At 43.7% G+C, this 17,119-nt stretch carries 18 protein-coding genes; 6 read left to right on the top strand and 12 right to left on the bottom strand.

Annotation, left to right across the window (positions count from 1 at the left end; translation table 11 throughout):
* Positions 1-10: 10 nt before the first annotated feature.
* Positions 11-340: an STAS domain-containing protein gene (locus AB4507_RS05205; RefSeq protein WP_050621341.1), complete on the bottom strand. Its 330-nt coding sequence runs from the start codon at positions 338-340 to the stop codon at positions 11-13.
* A 311-nt stretch (positions 341-651) separates the two neighbouring features.
* Here AB4507_RS05205 and AB4507_RS05200 point away from each other — a divergent pair, with 311 nt between their 5' ends.
* Positions 652-1,494, top strand: a complete 843-nt coding sequence (locus tag AB4507_RS05200) for a DNA ligase (RefSeq protein ID WP_065584423.1) — start codon at positions 652-654, stop codon at positions 1,492-1,494.
* Positions 1,495-1,595: 101 nt separating this feature from the next.
* Here the strand turns inward: AB4507_RS05200 and AB4507_RS05195 are convergent, their stop codons facing one another.
* Entirely contained in the window at positions 1,596-2,966 is a 1,371-nt protein-coding gene (locus tag AB4507_RS05195; protein ID WP_017059598.1) for an MATE family efflux transporter, read from the bottom strand.
* 161 nt (positions 2,967-3,127) lie between these two features.
* Here AB4507_RS05195 and AB4507_RS05190 point away from each other — a divergent pair, with 161 nt between their 5' ends.
* Complete coding sequence (locus AB4507_RS05190; RefSeq protein ID WP_017065861.1) at positions 3,128-3,736, top strand: riboflavin synthase; 609 nt, start codon at positions 3,128-3,130, stop codon at positions 3,734-3,736.
* Between the two features lie 108 nt (positions 3,737-3,844).
* On the opposite strand, the gene AB4507_RS05185 is transcribed toward AB4507_RS05190, so the two are convergent.
* Together AB4507_RS05185 and AB4507_RS05180 are read right to left on the bottom strand one after the other, a co-directional pair.
* Positions 3,845-4,048 (bottom strand): CPXCG motif-containing cysteine-rich protein, encoded by a 204-nt coding sequence (locus AB4507_RS05185; RefSeq protein ID WP_017059600.1) that lies wholly within the window; start codon positions 4,046-4,048, stop codon positions 3,845-3,847.
* Positions 4,049-4,111: 63 nt separating this feature from the next.
* Positions 4,112-4,978, bottom strand: a complete 867-nt coding sequence (locus AB4507_RS05180) for a fructosamine kinase family protein (RefSeq protein WP_017059601.1) — start codon at positions 4,976-4,978, stop codon at positions 4,112-4,114.
* A 585-nt stretch (positions 4,979-5,563) separates the two neighbouring features.
* Here AB4507_RS05180 and AB4507_RS05175 point away from each other — a divergent pair.
* On the top strand, positions 5,564-5,908 hold the full coding sequence (locus AB4507_RS05175) for a DUF3802 family protein (protein ID WP_010440912.1): 345 nt from the start codon (positions 5,564-5,566) through the stop codon (positions 5,906-5,908).
* Positions 5,909-6,015: 107 nt separating this feature from the next.
* Here the strand turns inward: AB4507_RS05175 and AB4507_RS05170 are convergent, their stop codons facing one another.
* Positions 6,016-6,501, bottom strand: a complete 486-nt coding sequence (locus AB4507_RS05170; protein WP_017059602.1) for a C40 family peptidase — start codon at positions 6,499-6,501, stop codon at positions 6,016-6,018.
* A gap of 104 nt (positions 6,502-6,605) precedes the next feature.
* On the opposite strand from AB4507_RS05170, the gene AB4507_RS05165 reads away from it, so the two are divergent.
* Positions 6,606-8,651 carry a methyl-accepting chemotaxis protein gene (locus tag AB4507_RS05165; RefSeq protein WP_372182332.1) on the top strand — a complete coding sequence of 682 codons (2,046 nt, stop codon included), beginning with the start codon at positions 6,606-6,608 and terminating at the stop codon, positions 8,649-8,651.
* A 115-nt stretch (positions 8,652-8,766) separates the two neighbouring features.
* On the opposite strand, the gene AB4507_RS05160 is transcribed toward AB4507_RS05165, so the two are convergent.
* Complete coding sequence (locus AB4507_RS05160) at positions 8,767-9,576, bottom strand: sterol desaturase family protein (protein WP_372182331.1); 810 nt, start codon at positions 9,574-9,576, stop codon at positions 8,767-8,769.
* 68 nt (positions 9,577-9,644) lie between these two features.
* Between AB4507_RS05160 and AB4507_RS05155 the strand changes: the two genes are divergently transcribed.
* Together AB4507_RS05155 and nagK are read left to right on the top strand one after the other, a co-directional pair.
* Positions 9,645-10,391: a tRNA-uridine aminocarboxypropyltransferase gene (locus tag AB4507_RS05155; RefSeq protein WP_080582212.1), complete on the top strand. Its 747-nt coding sequence runs from the start codon at positions 9,645-9,647 to the stop codon at positions 10,389-10,391.
* 163 nt (positions 10,392-10,554) lie between these two features.
* Entirely contained in the window at positions 10,555-11,463 is a 909-nt protein-coding gene (gene nagK, locus AB4507_RS05150; protein ID WP_017068179.1) for an N-acetylglucosamine kinase, read from the top strand.
* A 179-nt stretch (positions 11,464-11,642) separates the two neighbouring features.
* Here nagK and AB4507_RS05145 read toward each other — a convergent pair whose 3' ends face one another.
* The 6 genes from AB4507_RS05145 to AB4507_RS05120 form a co-directional block, all read right to left on the bottom strand.
* Positions 11,643-11,909 carry a DUF2960 family protein gene (locus AB4507_RS05145; protein ID WP_102393726.1) on the bottom strand — a complete coding sequence of 89 codons (267 nt, stop codon included), beginning with the start codon at positions 11,907-11,909 and terminating at the stop codon, positions 11,643-11,645.
* Between the two features lie 301 nt (positions 11,910-12,210).
* Entirely contained in the window at positions 12,211-14,028 is a 1,818-nt protein-coding gene (locus AB4507_RS05140) for a bifunctional molybdopterin-guanine dinucleotide biosynthesis adaptor protein MobB/molybdopterin molybdotransferase MoeA (protein ID WP_372136964.1), read from the bottom strand.
* Positions 14,028-14,612, bottom strand: coding sequence for a molybdenum cofactor guanylyltransferase MobA (mobA, locus tag AB4507_RS05135; RefSeq protein WP_004733776.1), 585 nt, complete (start codon positions 14,610-14,612; stop codon positions 14,028-14,030). The genes AB4507_RS05140 and mobA overlap by 1 nt, the downstream gene beginning before the upstream one ends.
* Positions 14,590-15,309, bottom strand: coding sequence for an energy-coupling factor ABC transporter ATP-binding protein (locus tag AB4507_RS05130; RefSeq protein WP_004733775.1), 720 nt, complete (start codon positions 15,307-15,309; stop codon positions 14,590-14,592). The genes mobA and AB4507_RS05130 overlap by 23 nt, the downstream gene beginning before the upstream one ends.
* A 10-nt stretch (positions 15,310-15,319) precedes the next feature.
* On the bottom strand, positions 15,320-16,018 hold the full coding sequence (locus AB4507_RS05125; RefSeq protein ID WP_017067174.1) for an ABC transporter permease: 699 nt from the start codon (positions 16,016-16,018) through the stop codon (positions 15,320-15,322).
* Positions 16,019-16,249: 231 nt separating this feature from the next.
* Complete coding sequence (locus tag AB4507_RS05120; protein ID WP_102393728.1) at positions 16,250-17,056, bottom strand: substrate-binding domain-containing protein; 807 nt, start codon at positions 17,054-17,056, stop codon at positions 16,250-16,252.
* Between the last annotated feature and the right edge of the window lie 63 nt (positions 17,057-17,119).

The following is a 17,119-nucleotide window of genomic DNA, read 5'->3' as shown; positions in this document are numbered from 1 at the left end:
TAGTGGGTCTTCATGAATTTGCAGGATTTTTTGAATTTACTGGGATAGCGTGGCCAATACGCAGCAAGTTCATAATTTCAAGAGGTTGACCCGTCACATTTTCAAGTCGCATGTTGCGCTCGCGTTCAGTCAGACGTTTGAACATATAAACAATCGCGCCAACACCAGATGAATCTAAAAACTCAACCTGACTAAAATCAACTTCGATTTCAGGGTGACCATCGTTAGAAATCACATCATCGATGTCGGTTTGTGCATCACGACTGCCTGCTGCATCCAGATCACCGAAAATAGAAAGTGTCAGTGTCGTTGTGTTTAAATCAATCTTACGTAGTTCCATAGCGATATCTCCTTTTCAGTATGTATGGACAATTGCACTGAATGTGCCAACTTTTATGTTGTTATTTTTCAATAATTTATGTTTAGTACGAATTCCTATCTCAAATTGAGAAAAGACGTTTCTCAATATGAGAACTAAAAACGGCGGAATATATGAGAGTTATAGGTCATTAATTTAATGAATAAATGAAAAGGTTAGATAAGGTTGATGAGTGGATCGCATCTTCTAGCAAAGGTTGTCTACCTACGTGTCAGAACGCTTAGGATTAAAGGCGTTTGTTGACTACTACAGATATCAATACGGAGCAGATGATGAGATTAACTAAATTGGCGATAGCAACTCTATGGGCGTGTTCGCTTTCTTCTCATTCATCCTATTTACCTCCCGACCATTTGGTACTGGCCAATACATACCAACAAGGCATTGATGTTTCTGAATACTGGAAGAGTGAAAAGCTTGATGGGATTCGGGCTCTTTGGGACGGACAACATCTTTATACACGCAATGGTAATCGCATTTACTCACCCAAGTGGTTTACTGAAAACTTGCCTAAGGTCCATCTCGAAGGAGAGTTGTGGGCAGGAAGGGGCAAGTTCCACCTTGTTCAATCTACCGTTCTCGATCATACGCCGAGTGACACAGCATGGCGCCAAATCGATTTCATGCTGTTTGATATGCCAGGCGCTGCGGGAGATTATCAAAAGCGCTATTACAACATTTTGCATTGGGTAAGCGTGATTGGAGAATCTCATGTCAGCTACATAGAACATGTACCAATTCACAGTGAAGAGGCTTTGTTTCATCAACTTGATAATGTCGATGAGCGTAATGGCGAAGGTTTGATGCTTAGAAAAATCACCAGTCGTTATCAAGCAGGCCGAAGTAATGATTTGTTAAAACTGAAAAGGCATCATGATGCCGAAGCCACAGTTATTGGCTACAAGGGTGGGACAGGGAAGTATAAAGGGATGATGGGTTCAATCTTGGTTCACACAGAAGAGGGTGTGGAATTTTATATAGGCAGCGGGTTCAGTGACCAAATGAGACTCGCACCGCCAGAGATCGGCAGCCGTATTACCTTTCGTTACAATGGTTTTACTCAAAACGGAAAACCCAAGTTTGCGCGCTTTGTTCGAGAGAAGAGTGAATATTAAGGCAGATACGATCTACCTGACCATTAAACGAAAAAGAGCCCTGAAAATCAGAGCTCTTTTTTGTGTTCGAAATCAGATAGACCGACTAAGCGAGTGCGAATCTAACGAGAACTAAATTCTAACTGTACGTCATCATCCTGCTTGTGCATCCAGTGTAAGCGCATACCTAGCATAATCGCTGCTGATGTTAGACCGACAATGAAACCAATCCAGAAGCCGTGCGCACCCATAGGGTCAACAATCCAATCTTTCATTCCTAAGATGTAGCCGATAGGAAGGCCAAGCAACCAGTAAGCAACGAAGGTAATGTTGAAGATTGAACGCATGTCTTTGTAGCCACGCAGAGCACCTGCAGCGATAACTTGGATGGCATCAGTACATTGATAAACCGCCGCGAACAACAGCAACTGCATTGCAACGGTAATTACCGCAGTGTTCTCTGTGTAAAGTAATGCAACCTGTTCTCTGAACAGGACAGTTAACGCCGCTGTCATTAAGGCTGTCACTAAACCAACAATGATACCTACGTGTGTCGCGATCTTAGCGCCTTCGGTGTTGTTTTCGCCCAACTTATGCCCAACACGAATACTCACGGCTGCACCGATACTCATTGGAATCATGAAGACCAGCGAAGAGAAGTTGATCGCGACTTGGTGCGCGGCAACAATCAACGAGCCAAGTGGGGCAACCAACAAGGAAACAACCGCAAACAAGGTTACCTCGAAGAAGATAGCGGCCGCCACAGGGAAACCAAGTCTAAACAGACGAATTTGAGCTTTAAGTTGCGGTTTATGGAACGTACCGAAGATGTTGATTTTCGCCAAACGCTTTGATGTTAAAACGTAAGCGAACAGTAGTGCAAACATCACCCAATATACGATAGCCGTTGCAACGCCACAGCCAACACCACCCAGAGCAGGAGCACCAAGTTTTCCGTATACGAACATCCAGTTCAGCGGGATGTTTAATAACAAGCCAATAAAACCAATCACCATTGCAGGCTTGGTTAAAGACATACCATCGGTAAAACTTCGCAATGTTTGGAACAACAAGAAAGCGGGTACAGCAAACATCACCGCATTCATATAGCCGATGGTCTTTTCCGCCATGAGCTGTTCAATGTCCATCCACTCCAATATCAATTGTGTTTGAAAAAGCACACCAATGATTGGAAGGGAGATGACGAGCGCTAAAAATGCGCCTTGTTGAATTTCGAATGGAATTTTTACTTGTCGACCAGAACCATTCAGTTGTGCAACGACAGGAACCAACGCCATCAATAGACCAACACCAAATAGGATTGATGGTAGCCAGATACTTGCTGCAATCGAAACCGCCGCCATATCGATAGCACTTACGCCACCGGCCATTACGGTATCAACAAAACCCATTCCAGTTTGTGCAACGGATGCGATCAATACTGGGGTCGCAAGTTTGATTAGATTCGAGGATTCTTCTTTGTAACGATGCACAAACAACTCCAAATAAGAGGGAAAATTAGAATAATAGTGTAGGAAAGGACATTCTGAAGGAATCAGAGACAATGATCTTAAGCTTCCACTGGACGAATCATAAAGAAATGTCACAATAACTGCTATGAAAAACTGTTACTAGAATACTAAATGGGAATCTTATGTTTACAGGTATCGTTCAAGGCATGGCAACACTGGTTGCTATCAACAAAAAAGAGTCGTTTCAAACTCATACCATTGAGCTAAGCGATGAAATGGTTGAAGGATTAGCCATTGGTGCTTCAGTAGCTCATAACGGTTGTTGCTTAACGGTAACGGAAATTTCAGGTAACCAGATTGCTTTTGATTTAATGCAAGCGACATTGCGATTGACGAACTTAGGCCAACTGAATGTTGGTGACAAAGTGAATGTTGAGCGTGCAGCAAAGTTTGGTGACGAAATTGGCGGGCATAGCATGTCTGGCCACATTACTCTGATGGCTAACCTAGTCGATGTGATTAAAACAGAAAACAACCGTACGCTTTGGTTTGAGCTGCCTCAAGAATCAATGAAGTATGTGTTGAGTAAGGGTTACATCGGCGTTGATGGTTGTTCATTGACGATTGGTGAAGTGGAAGAGAACCGTTTCTCTGTTCACCTGATCCCAGAAACACTGAATCGTACTCTGTTTGGCGGCCGTGAAGTAGGCGACCAAGTAAACATTGAGTTTGATCCTCAAACACAAGCGATTGTTGATACTGTCGAGCGTGTATTAGCGAACCAGAAATAGCCACTAAGCGCATTGAATCGGTGGCAATAAAATCACACCGATGACCAAATTAAAAAAGAGCACGTGAGGTGCTCTTTTTTGATCATGGTTTAAACGAGAAACTGATTGTCAGAATACTTGTTCATCATCGGCATCAATCGAAAGGTTGATTCTGTCTCTTACTTCGTCAACCTGCATATCCAAATGAATGGCATTGCAACACGCTGGACAATCATCATAGAAGTCTTGGCTACCATTAGATGCATCAAGCGTGATGTTAATACCGTGCCCACAATGCGGACAGGAGACATGTTTCTCTGTGTATTTATGCATGGCAAATTCTCCTCACTGTAACTGATACCAATCGTATTCGGTTATAAACAGCTGTAATTGGTATTAAACGGCCTGTATCTTCTGAATGCATGCTTCAGTGTGTGCTAAATATTCGCCGCCAAATTGATTGCAGTGGTTAAGAAGATGGTACAAGTTGTAAATGTCTTTCCGATCAGTATAGCCAACGTCGAGTGGATTGACGCTCTGGTAACCTTCATAAAACTCTTTAGGGAAACCTTCAAACAATTCAGTTAACGCCAAATCACACTCATGGTCCCCCCAGTAACAAGCAGGGTCGTAGCAAATTGGGCCAAACGCAGAGTTAGCAACATTGCCATTCCAAAGATCCCCATGAAGCAAAGAAGGGCGAGGGTTGTGGCCAGCAAGACGCATATTCACCACATCAACGATGTCATCGATATCACCAAACTCGATGCCTTTCTCTTTGAGCAGTTGCAGTTGGAAACCAATGCGTTGCTCAGAGAAAAAGCGACCCCATTTCTTATGCCAAGGGTTGGGTTGAAGTGTGCTGCCGATATAGTTGTCTTGGTCGCAACCAAACTCTTTTTGCTCGCCCCATTGATGAAGCCGCGCAAGCTGAACGCCGAAATCGAAGCTATTGTTGCCCGTCTCGAGCGGTTTGGTCGGCAAGTAATTCAGAATAATGAACGAGCACTCTTTGGTTTTGCCAATAAGCACCAACTCAGGAACGTAAACAGTGGAGGTTTCTCTTAACAAGCGTAAGTTCTCAGCTTCAATTTCAAACTTAGGTAAAAATTCTCGCTGATTCACTTTCACAAAGTAACGCTCATTACCATCGCTGATCATATAGCAATCGTTAATGTCGCCACCAGAAACCTTGGTACGTTCAGTAATCTGAAAGTTAAATAGAAGAGTATCTGAAAGTTGTTGAGAAATGGCCTGCCACATAGGAAATCCTCAAAGACTGAAAGTTAAAAAGATTGAAGGTTAGAAATACTGTTTGTTTAATAGCAATAGTTTAGGATAAATCTGAACAATTTATAGACGCACTCGTCAATGTTCTTAGCTCTTCTTCATCTTACGTAGAATCAATTGGCCGAATTGTGAACTCGAACTGATTCAAGCTCTTTGAAATACAAACATAAATTGAAAACCTGACGTGATGAAATAGTTTGGAACTGGTCTCACAAACGAAACGGTTTTGAACGCCACAAACTGGAAAAGATGTTTGAGCTTGTTATTGTCTAGCGACTAAATCAAATGAGCTTTTAGAGTAAGTTGAAAGGGCTATTGTTAACTGGCGCAATACTTTGCTTCAAAGTTTGTCTTACACTTCTTTAGCGTGAATTTACTTATGTCGTAAGTAGGCAGGTATACCACATAAAGCTATATCGATTTAATTTTAAGCTGAAATACTAACTAGGATCATTTAAATGTAGTTTTGGGCAATAAAGTGATGACAAATAGCTTCATTTACATAGTATTAGGCAAGTACGTATTAATCTGCTCTAGAGCTTAAAACGGAGAATTATTGTGGTTGTAGAAACCGATGGCTATTTGGCTTTAATCGAGCACCTATCATTCAACCTTGATGTGTTTACCAATAGTAATGGTGATACTGGAAACGAAAGTGTCGAAGACATTGTTACCGACATGATTTCAACAAACATCATGGCTATTTTCGAGCAAAACCCAGAGTTGCATTCGAGCGTTCGTTTTCAACTTTTGAAAGAAGCAGATGCCGTAGTAGCGGATCTTGGTGAAGTATTAGCGGGTGTGTGGGCTAAGAAAGCGACTAACGAACAAATTGTATTCCTCGATGAGTACATCGCGTTAGTGAAGAACCTGTTTGATACTGCTGTTGCTAAATACGATTAACGGTTTGTTTGCTCATTTATCGTCGTAATTAATCAGCATAATAACAACGGGCGTTTAAGTCGTATCTTTCTAGAGTTACCTCGCTCAGCGGTTTATCTTTCGAACCGCTATAAACGCCTAAAGTGCCAAAACTTGGATGCCCAGTAAGGGTTATCTAACCTAGAAATAATGACACCTTTCGATGTCGAGGCATGTAGAAATTGGTTGTTTCCTAAATAAACGCCTACATGTCGCACCGTCATCGAAGTCTTGAAAAACACCAAGTCACCGCTTGTTGCCTGCCCATACGCAATTTCTTTTCCCTTTTTACTCTGGTCTTTTGTGGTTCTTGGTAGAGCTTGTTGAGTCGCATTTTGCACGGCGATTTGAACAAAAGCAGAGCAATCTATACCTCGAAATGAGGTCCCACCGAAATGGTATGGCACGCCTTTCCACTGTTCATACACGCTCATATAAGCGTTTGTAGTCAATTGTTCTGACTTTGATAGGGGTTTCTGTGCGGTTTGACTAAGCTGAGAAGGCGAAGGTGACGAGCTACAAGCAGCCAATGTTGCTAAAGTTATTGTAACTACAGCCATTTTTCTGATTTTCATATGTAACTCTTCTGACAAAAAACTGAAATAAAAACGTCATCAAGGACTTCTAGTATACGACCTAACTTAAGGATATCTCTTTTCGTAGTCAAACTGGATTTCACATGCCCGACACAAATTTATCAATAAAACCCTCACGTTATACATTCTCGCTCATTCAAACCGTCACTGCTGTATTTATTTCCATTCTTTTACTTGTTACTTTTTTATCAATGGTTAGCATTCGGGGCGTTGAACGGGTCGGGGGACATTTTGATGCACTCTCGGAACAAGCATTACCCCTTGCTCTACATAACGCCGAATTAACGCAAAGCGTATTAGAACAAGTAAAACTTCTCACTTACAGCACCCAATCAACCGACTTAGATACACTGAATGCCACAAGGGGCTCAATTGACCAACTCGCGACAGAGAGCAATACCACGCTAGAGGAACTTCTTTTTATTTCCCAATCTTTTCCTGATGCGATCTCTTTAGAGCAACAACAAATCCTTGTCGATGACATGGCGCAACTGCAAGCTATGACCAACACGGTACTGCTGGCGCAGATTGAGATTCAAAGTAAGCAAAATCTGATCGACAGTAAAATGGGCGAGTTCCGTTATGGCGTTGGATCTATCGGACCAGAAATGAATCGAATCAGCTCATTCTTGGTTGAAGACAACCCAGAAGCGAGCGATGCAGCGAACCGATTTACATCCAGCGCGTCTGCTATGGCGAACACCTTCTTGATGCTGATGATGCAATCTGACATTGATAAAGCACAAGACGAATACCGTCAATTGAGAAACCGAATCGCAGGCCTTAACTTGGCTTACAGCGACTTTGCCGATTGGCACCCAGATATCGCTGAGTTCGCGAGCTTGACGGCGCCTTACGAGATGGTGAAAGAAGGCTTTACCGAAGAAGGCGTAATCAAACAAATCCTCTTGAAACTCGAACTTGTTCAGCAGCAAGAGCAGAACTTAACGCAAGTTATCACCCTCGCGAATACAGTCATAAGCACATTGAATCAGTTGTCTTCTACCGCTTCCCATCTGATTGATGAAAGCGAACTGGTTGTAAATCAAACCATCACCAATATTGATCGTGTGTTGTTTATCAGCGGGCTGGTTATTGCCGTAATCATTGTGATTTCATGGTTCGTGTTACGCCGTTGGATGAATAAAGGGCTAAAAAACATTACTCAACAGTTGAGTTCACTTGCAGATCATGACTTCTCTAAACAGAGTGAATTGCTTGGGCCGCTAGAGCTTCAAGTTATCACTTCAAAACTCAATACGGTCGTTGATTCAACCGCAGATTCGGTTCGTTTAGTAACGCGCAACTGTGAGACGCTTTATCAAACGGCAGAAGTAAGCCACGACGCTGCAGAGCAAACCAATTCGAGCTTGAACGAGCAGAACGAATCACTTCAGAATATGATCACCACCATTACGGAGCTGGAAGCATCGATTGGTGAGATTGCTCGTATCTCTAACGCATCGAACGACGATGCTCAAATAGCAGAAGATGAGTCAGTGAATGGCAGCCAAGTGGTTGGCCTTAACCAACAACGATTACAAGCGCTTGAGCACTCTCTTAGCATGAGTGAAGAGTCGATGGCTGACTTGGATGGTCGAGTGAAACAGATTCGTGAAATGGTCGACATGATCAGTGGTATCGCTGAAAACACCAACTTATTGGCACTGAACGCTGCGATAGAAGCGGCGCGAGCAGGTGAACAAGGTCGAGGTTTTGCGGTAGTTGCAGACGAAGTGCGTAAATTGGCGAGCGGCACATCCCAGCAAACCACCAATATTCGTAGCATGATGAACGAACTAGTCGCGGCAGCCGATCGCTCACGTGCTTCTGTAACGGAATCGAGAAGTGAGATGGCCAATGCACTGCAAACCAGTGGCGATGTAAGACAAGCCTTCGAGAAAATCGAATTTGCGGTTAGCCAGATCAAAGGGCGTGTTGAGCAAATCATGGTGGCTACCGAAGAACAAGCTCGTGCAACTGTCGATGTAACGCATTCTATCACTCGCGTGTCTGAGCAGGGCGAAAATACTAAGCTGCAACTTGAATCTATGATCGAGAGTTCAGAGCAAGTCGGAGAGATAGCAGGGCGCCAACAAGCTATGCTTCATAAGTACGTATTGAAGTAAGTGTGTAAACGTCGTCCGGAAGTGGGAATTGCCGCTGAAAGGTGAGAAGCTACGCATATAAAAATGGTGCAATCTCTTATGAGTTTGCGCCATTTTTTATTATTTTCTTGAGGCGTTAGGTCTTGTCTTTCGAATGAGGGAAGGAAGCGAATGGTTGGCGTAACATTAAATCTAGCCGTTGCTCTTTACCATCTTGAATCTCGGGAACACCAATATGCACCTTGTCATGACCAAGCTTGGGTTGGGCGCGGTAAGTCTTAAACCAGATGTCCCACACTGATAAAAAGAAGCCAAAGTTTGAGTGCGTTTCCTTAACAATGACCGAGTGATGAACGCGGTGCATGTCTGGTGTCACAATCACTTTTCTCAATCGTTTATCGAACCATAGCGGAAGACGTGCATTGCTATGGTTAAACATCGCGCTCGCATTAAGAACAATTTCAAAGATCACGACAGCAATGACAGGCACACCAAGTGCGATCACCAAACTCATCTTGATGAGCATTGAAAGAATCATCTCAATAGGGTGAAAGCGCGTTCCGGTTGTGACATCGATATCTAGATCCGCATGGTGAACTCGATGTAGCTTCCACAACCAAGGAACACGGTGAAACACCAAGTGCTGTAGGTAAATGGCACAATCCAAGAGCAATACACAGATCAGAATGGTCAATTCTTTCGGAAGTGACAGGGTATTGAACAGACCCCATTGGTTTTCTTGTGCGATAACCGCCGCTTGAAATGCTGCGATAGGAATTATAGTGGCCAATAGAAAGCTGTTCAAAGCGACTAACGCAAAGTTGTTTCCCCAGCGAAACCATTTGCTTTGAGTCAGTGCTTTACGTGGAAAACGGTATTCCCAAAGCGCACACAGTCCGAAAACGACAATAAAACAAACAAGGCGAAGCAGTGATGGGTCTTGCATGGGAATTCCTTCTATCATTCTAGGGACACTGTAAGTACAATCGTGCCACTTTTCTAGATTTATCGTTATTGTCCATGAGAATCCACGCTTTTCACCGTTTATATCAACACCGTTTGTCTCTTTCTACCAAGCCGTTTAACGCGCGCGGGTGTAAAGTGGTTCGATGTCAGTTCTGTAAAATCAAACAAGACAGCTGTATCTGTGAACATCAACCAGACGTAAATACGAACGTCGCGACCATGTTGATCTTATCGGACAACGAAATACTCAAACCAAGTAATACCGGCCGTTTAATCCTTGATACCGTTAAAGACAGCTATGCCTACCTTTGGCACCGCACTGAACCGAATCAAGAGATGCTTGATGTGCTGAAAGACGATAAATATCAGCCAGTCGTGGTCTTTCCTGAAGATTATACCGATGACAAATCGCGTGTGGTTGCAGATCTTGCTGAAATGCGAGATTCGAACAAGACGTTGCTGCTGATCTTTATTGATGGTAGTTGGCGTGAAGCACGACGTATTTTCCGTCGTTCAGAGTATCTGCAAGACTTACCGGTGTTGTCGATCGAACCAGAATCGGTTTCGCAATACATGATGCGTAAGTCAGACAACGAACAACATCTCTCGACTGCAGAAGTAGCGAGCTTGGTTTTGAAACAGGCTGGTGAAGAGCAGGGCGCAAAGACTTTACAGCTGTGGTTTGAGACATTTCGTGAAAGCTACATGCTAAGTAAGACGCGTTATAAGTCCGATCCAACCAAACCAAGCCTGAACGCTTTCATAGAGCACACTAAAAATGAGACGTCACTCTAACCTTTAACCGCTTTGTGCTGACTTGTTGTTCAAACAGATTCGAACACGAGATAAGTTTGTTATCCATCACGGTTTGTAGGGGGAGTGTTATGGATAATGCGTCCTAGATGTTTAATTTGAAAAATTTATTTGCCCGAATTTAGGGAAAAATTGGAGAGATTTCATGTATTACGGCTTCGATGTTGGCGGCACAAAAATTGAATTTGGTGCGTTCAATGAAAAACTTGAGCGAGTAGCAACAGAACGCGTACCAACGCCTACTGAAGATTATCAACTGCTACTTGATACGATTGCCGGTTTGGTGAAGAAGTACGACAGTGAATTTTCTTGCGAAGGTAAAATTGGTCTTGGTCTTCCTGGTATGGAAGATGCTGACGACGGCACAATGCTGGTTGTTAACGTGCCAGCTTCAACGGGGAAACCACTACGTAAAGACCTAGAAGCACTTATTGGTCGTAGTGTGAAAATTGAAAATGATGCGAATTGCTTTGCGCTTTCAGAAGCGTGGGATGACGAGCTTAAAGACGAACCATCAGTAGCAGGCCTAATTCTAGGTACTGGTTTTGGTGGCGGGTTAGTTTACGAAGGCAAAGTGTTCTCTGGTCGTAACCACGTTGCTGGTGAACTGGGCCATATGCGTCTTCCTATTGATGCTTGGTTCCACCTTGGCGACAACGCACCGTTACTCGGTTGTGGTTGTGGCAAGAAAGGTTGTCTAGACAGCTACCTATCAGGTCGTGGCTTTGAATTGATTTACGAGCACTACTTCGGCGAGAAGAAGAAAGCAATCGAGATCATTCAAGCGTACAACGAAGGTGAAGCAAAAGCGGCTGAGCACGTTGATCGTTTCATGGAGCTATTGGCTATCTGTTTCGCGAACCTGTTTACCGGTCTTGATCCACACGTAGTTGCATTGGGTGGCGGTCTTTCAAACTTCGAACTTATCTACGAAGAGATGCCAAAGCGTATCCCTAAATACCTACTGTCTGTAGCGAAATGTCCAAAGATCATCAAAGCGAAGCATGGTGATTCAGGCGGCGTTCGTGGTGCTGCATTCCTTAACATTAAGTAATCGTGACTTAAGTTAAGCTAGCTAAGGTTAGATAGTTAAAAAGTACAAATAAAAATGCCGCAATCTCGAAAGAGGTTGCGGCATTTTTTATTGTTCGGTGCTTTCGTTTCTTTAGCTGTTAGCTGTTAACTACAAACGAAAAGCTAGAAACGACATATCAAGAAAAGAGCCAAGAGGGCTTACTTCTTCTTTTTACCAACACCAAGATTGTCTTTTTGCTTCAACGTAAGCTTAGTAAAGCCAAGCTTGCGGAAGTAGTTGTCTTGGTAGTTACGAACCGCTTTAGTATCAGAAATAAACTCAAGCTGTTGCTCAGTTTTTAGATACTCAGAGATATCGATGCCTTCAGCTGCAGCAACAGCTTCTTGGATCGTGCGGTGTTCTTGTTTTGAAAACAGTAACTCTTTGTCTTCGTCTTTGTAAGTGTACAGAATGGTACGAGCCATGGTGCTCTCCAATAGAATTATTACTTTGCGCGCACTCTACATAAAAACCGTACGTGGCTCAAGGTAATGGTAAGAAATCTTAAGATTATCGTTCTAAACGTTTAGCGTAATTTAAGCTATTTGTCTTTTAGGAAACGAACAGGTTGTTTTTCTCGAAACGAAAAGAACAAAAAGCCCCTTAACATCGAAAGCTCGATAGAAGGGGCTTCGTCTATGTCTTGGCGAAGATCTTCCAAATCACTTAAAAGCTTCTAAATCAATTAAAAAGCAGCTAAGTCAATTTAAGTGTTTGAGCTTTGAATCAAACGCGACCTTGCAGAGGAATGATCGTCACTGTCTCGCCAACTTTCACAGTATCAACTGCTGGAGATATTTCGATTAAGCAGTTCGCTTCACTCATTGAACGCAGAATACCTGAACCTTGCTTGCCCGTTGTTTTCACTTCAAGCACGCCAGATTCATTCATCGAGAACACACCACGGCTAAATTCAGTACGGCCTTGGCGTGAGCGCAGTTGTTCAGTTGCTACAGCATTTGCTTTCACTGGCGTCCAGTTCGTTTGACCTTGAAGCTTGCGGATCGCAGGCTCAACAAAGTTAATGAACGACACCATTACTGCAACTGGGTTACCCGGCAAACCAAAGAACGGTTTGTTTTCAATTTTACCGTAAGCCAGTGGGCGACCTGGACGCATGTTGATACGCCAGAAGTTGATTTGACCGAGCTTATCCAACGCAAGCTTGATGTAATCCGCATCACCAACAGACACACCACCAGAAGTCAAAACCATATCGGTTTCAAGCGACGCAGAATGCAGCACATCCATCATCTTCTGCTCATCATCTTCAATGATGCCGTAATCGACGATGTCACAGCCGAGCTTTTGAAGCATGCCGATAATAGTAAAACGATTTGAGTCATAGATAGAGTTTGGTTTTTGCTCGTGACCCGGCGCTTGAACTTCATCACCCGTAGAGAACACACCCACTTTCACTTTACGCAGAACAGGGCAGGTACCAAAACCTAACGACGCCATCATGCCCATTTCTGGCGCTTCAATGCGTGTGCCACGTGTAAAGACAGGTTGGCCGATTTCTAAATCTTCACCTGCCATACGGACATTTTGTCCAACCGAGATTTTAGCATCAGGGAAGCTAACTTTATCGCCATCTTGGACGGCTTGTTCACGCATCACGACAACATCAACGCCTTCTGGCATTGGTGCGCCGGTCATGATTTTAACGGCTTCACCTTGTTGCACGATTTGCTCGTAGCTGTGACCCGCCATGACTTCAGCAACGATGTTGTAACTGTCCAATTCTAGATCTTCACTACGAATTGCATAACCGTCCATTGCAGAGTTGGTATTCTGAGGAACGTTGATTGGCGAAATCACATCTTCAGCCAGCACGCGGCCGTAGCCTTGCAGTAATTCAACACTCTCTGTGAGATCGAGTGCGTCAATGCTATCAACAATCTTTTGTTGGCCTTGAGTAACGGTTAAACCTGCAGGAGAGAACGAATCACAACAAACAGCTGGCGCTGCGTCTTTTGAAGGTGAGCATGACACGGCTCTGCCTGTTGTAGAGACAAGGTCAAAGGACTGCGCGTAATCGATGATGAAATCACGAATCGCTTCTAAGTCGCTGATCGCCATTTGTGGCAGCTCTGATTCAACTTGGCTGTCTGCCGCGATAGCAATAATGTTGTTATCGTTTGGATATAACCAAGGTTTGCCCACTTCATCTCGGTGCAGTTCAATTTTAGGGAAGGCGATGTTCTTACAGCCTTCAACCAAAATCAGATCAAGCGTGTTGGTATCAAATCGAGTCAGTAGGTAATAAAAATCTGCTTCGGCTTCTGGTGTTTCTGTCATCATCACGTGACGATTACGAGAAGCAATCAACATTTGGTTCGCGCCCGCTTTACGTAAGCGGTAACTGTCTTTACCCGGCTTATCGACATCAAAATCGTGGTGAGCATGTTTTAACACGCCAACTTTTAAACCCGCATCAGTCAACAGAGGAAGCAGGGCTTCAAGTACGGTCGTTTTGCCTGTACCGCTATAAGCAGCAAAGCCCAATAAAGGAAGATTAGGGCGTTGTTTAGAATCTTTCATTATTGAAGCGTTCCGAATTGGGTGAGTTCTTCTGGCGTGTTGAGATTAACAAAGCAGTTAGGAGAATCGCTGAAATCAACGTATTCGGTAACACACTCTTTGTATAGCAAGATGATTTTACGATCACCACGTTCCAAAAACGCTTCTAACTTTGGTAGAACACGTTTGTGGAATAGGGTGAATACAGGTTGCTTAAATTCGCCATCATGCGCGACAAGAATGTCGCTGTCTTCTTTAACTGCAGAACAAAAACGCTCAACAAGGTCGTCACTGATTTGTGGGCTGTCGCAAGGGACAAAGCCGACCCAGTCTGTACTCGCGTTTTTAAGGCCAGCATGAATGCCGCCCAATGGACCTGGATAGTCAGGGAAGGAATCGGAAACAACCGGAGCAAATGCTTGGTAACTGTCTAAGTTACGGTTGGCATTGATAGTGATGCTGACATCTTGCTGTGACAGCTTGTTTATAACGTATTGAATAAGCGGAGAACCGTTGAGCTCAACAAGTCCTTTATCTTTTCCGCCCATGCGGCTGGCCTGTCCGCCAGCCAAAATAACCCAACTAGTTTGCGTTGGAAGCAGCATAAATATTCTCTTGTGCTTTATCTTTCTGAATAACTTGCAGAAGCGGCGATTCGGTCAAAGTATTGTCTTTGATCCACCATTGCTTCTTACATAAGTCGGTTAACGCGTTAGTTTGGTGACTAGTGATGACTAAACTCGCGCCTCTTTGAAGAAGATCTTCGGCCATTATCACCAATCTTTCAATAGATTCTTTGTCTAAAGAGGCACTTGGTTCATCCATAAGCAAGATTGACGGCTTAAGAATCCAGGCTCGTGCCATTGCAACGCGTTGACGCTCACCACCAGACAACACAGAAATGTGTTCATCTGCCAAGGTTTCTAAACCTACCATTCTCAATGCATTAATTATTTGAGCTCGCTTATCTTTTTGGCTCTCTTTGTTAAAGCGAATGCCATAAGCGACATTTTGGTACACCGAACCATCAAAAAGATAGGGGGTTTGATGCAGGTAGATAATGTCTTTGAACTTGAGCCTAGGGAATAAGATCTGCTGCCAGCTTTGTGTCGGAGACTGAATGCGGCCAGAGCTGGGCTGAATCAATCCAGACAATATTTTAAGTAGGGTCGTTTTACCCACACCATTATCTCCTTTGAGATAAATGGCATCGTTGGGGCCGATCGACAATTCGGGAATATGGAACAAAACACGCTCTTTGTAGCGCATTGAAATTTGCTGCGTTGTTATTTTTATACTCATGACAGCGTTCCTAAGTTCTTAAATAGCCTTTTCCTCTCACACTGGAAAGGAAAAAGTTAAGGGCTAATGCCAATGCTAATAACACCATACCGAGGGCGACGCCTTGAGCAAATGCGCCTTTGTGGCTTTCCATGGCAATAGCTGTTGGGATGTTTCTTGTCATCCCCATAATGTTGCCACCTACCATCATTGAACAACCTACCTCTGTCACGATACGAGAGAAGGCAGCAATGGTTGCAGCCAACAGAGGAAAACGCGTTTCCCAAATCAAGGTACACGCCACGCGTGTTGTTGATACGCCAAGTGTGCGCGCTGTTTCTACCGCACGGCGGTCACTGGCCTGCAGAGCGCCATGCATCATCGCAACTAGGATAGGGAAACAGATCACCATTTGACCTAGAATCATCGCCTTTTGGGTGAACAGCAATTGCCAATCACCTAACGGGCCAGAGCGAGAAAGCATCATGTACATCAACAAACCGATAACCACAGTAGGGATCGCTTGCAGGGTGTTGATCACTGAAAGCAGAGCCCATTTCCCGGGGAACTCGGTATAAGCCAATAAGAAAGCCATAAGGATTGCAGGAACAATCACTAATGAGATGGCGGACAAAGATACGCTGAAAGATACCGCGACGATTTTCCACAATTCGTGGTCAAAACTCACTAGTAGGTTCATTGCATCAATCGTTGTTTGCCATAGGGTCATGAAGTATCTCGTGTGAATCGATAATGGGTCTTTATCGGTAATGACTGATGTTAATCATAGCTGACACAAACTATTTGAGCTTGAATTGGTCAGCTATTGTTTTTAAGAGTGCTTCGTTAACTGTTTAGCTAAGTGTAGTGCTTGTTGGTTTTGACTACACCTTCAACGCTACGCTTTACTTACAACCAACGACTCATTGCTTACAATCAACTGTTATGCGCTCGCAACAAACTATTCTGCGCTCGCAACAAACAGCTGTTTACCGTGCAGTTTAAAGTCGTTAATCAGTTTCTGACCTTTAGGGTTAACCAGCCAATCACTGAATACTTTCGCTGCTTGGTAGTTAATGCTCGGGTAGCGTTCTGGATTAACAAGAATCACTTGGTAAGGGTTAAACAGGTTCTTGTCACCTTGGAAAAGGATTTTAAGATCCAATTTGTTTTGGTAAGCCAACCAAGTACCACGGTCTGTCATGGTGTAGCCTTGCATCTCTGACGCCATGTTCAGAGTAGGGCCCATGCCTTGACCAACACTGCGATAACCACCGAAGTTTGGTTCCATTTTAGTTTGTGCCCAAATACCCATCTCTTTCTTATGAGTACCAGAATCGTCACCACGAGAAACGAAGGTCACGTTATTGTTCGCGATTGCTTTGAACACATCAGTCACTGCTTTTTGAGATTCAATCTTCGCCGGATCGCTTTGAGGACCAACAATGACAAAGTCGTTGTACATCAGCTTGCGAGGTAGAACCCCGTAACCTTGTTCAACGAAATTCGCTTCAGCCTTTGGTGCGTGAGTCATCACTAGGTCTACATCGCCATTCTCACCCATACGAAGTGATTTACCTGTACCCGCCGCTAGAACATCAACTTTGATACCAGAATCTTTTTCGAACTCAGGTAATAAGTAGTCAAGTAGACCAGAGTGATAGGTACTTGTGGTTGTTGCCAATTTGATATGGATGGTGTCTTCCGCGCTGCTAGCCGTATAACTGACGATAGATAGAGCTGCAATAGTTAGGGGAATTGCTTTCATTATTATTATGTCCATTCTGTTATAAATGAATGACATGCCTTCAGTTTTAAAGGGCTCAAAAAA

Origin of the sequence: Vibrio sp. 10N.222.54.A3, from assembly GCF_041474095.1 — a bacterium.
Classification (GTDB): Bacteria; Pseudomonadota; Gammaproteobacteria; order Enterobacterales; family Vibrionaceae; genus Vibrio; species Vibrio crassostreae_C.
Note: the sequence above shows the minus strand (reverse complement) of the source record. Positions and strands in the feature narration are given on the sequence as shown.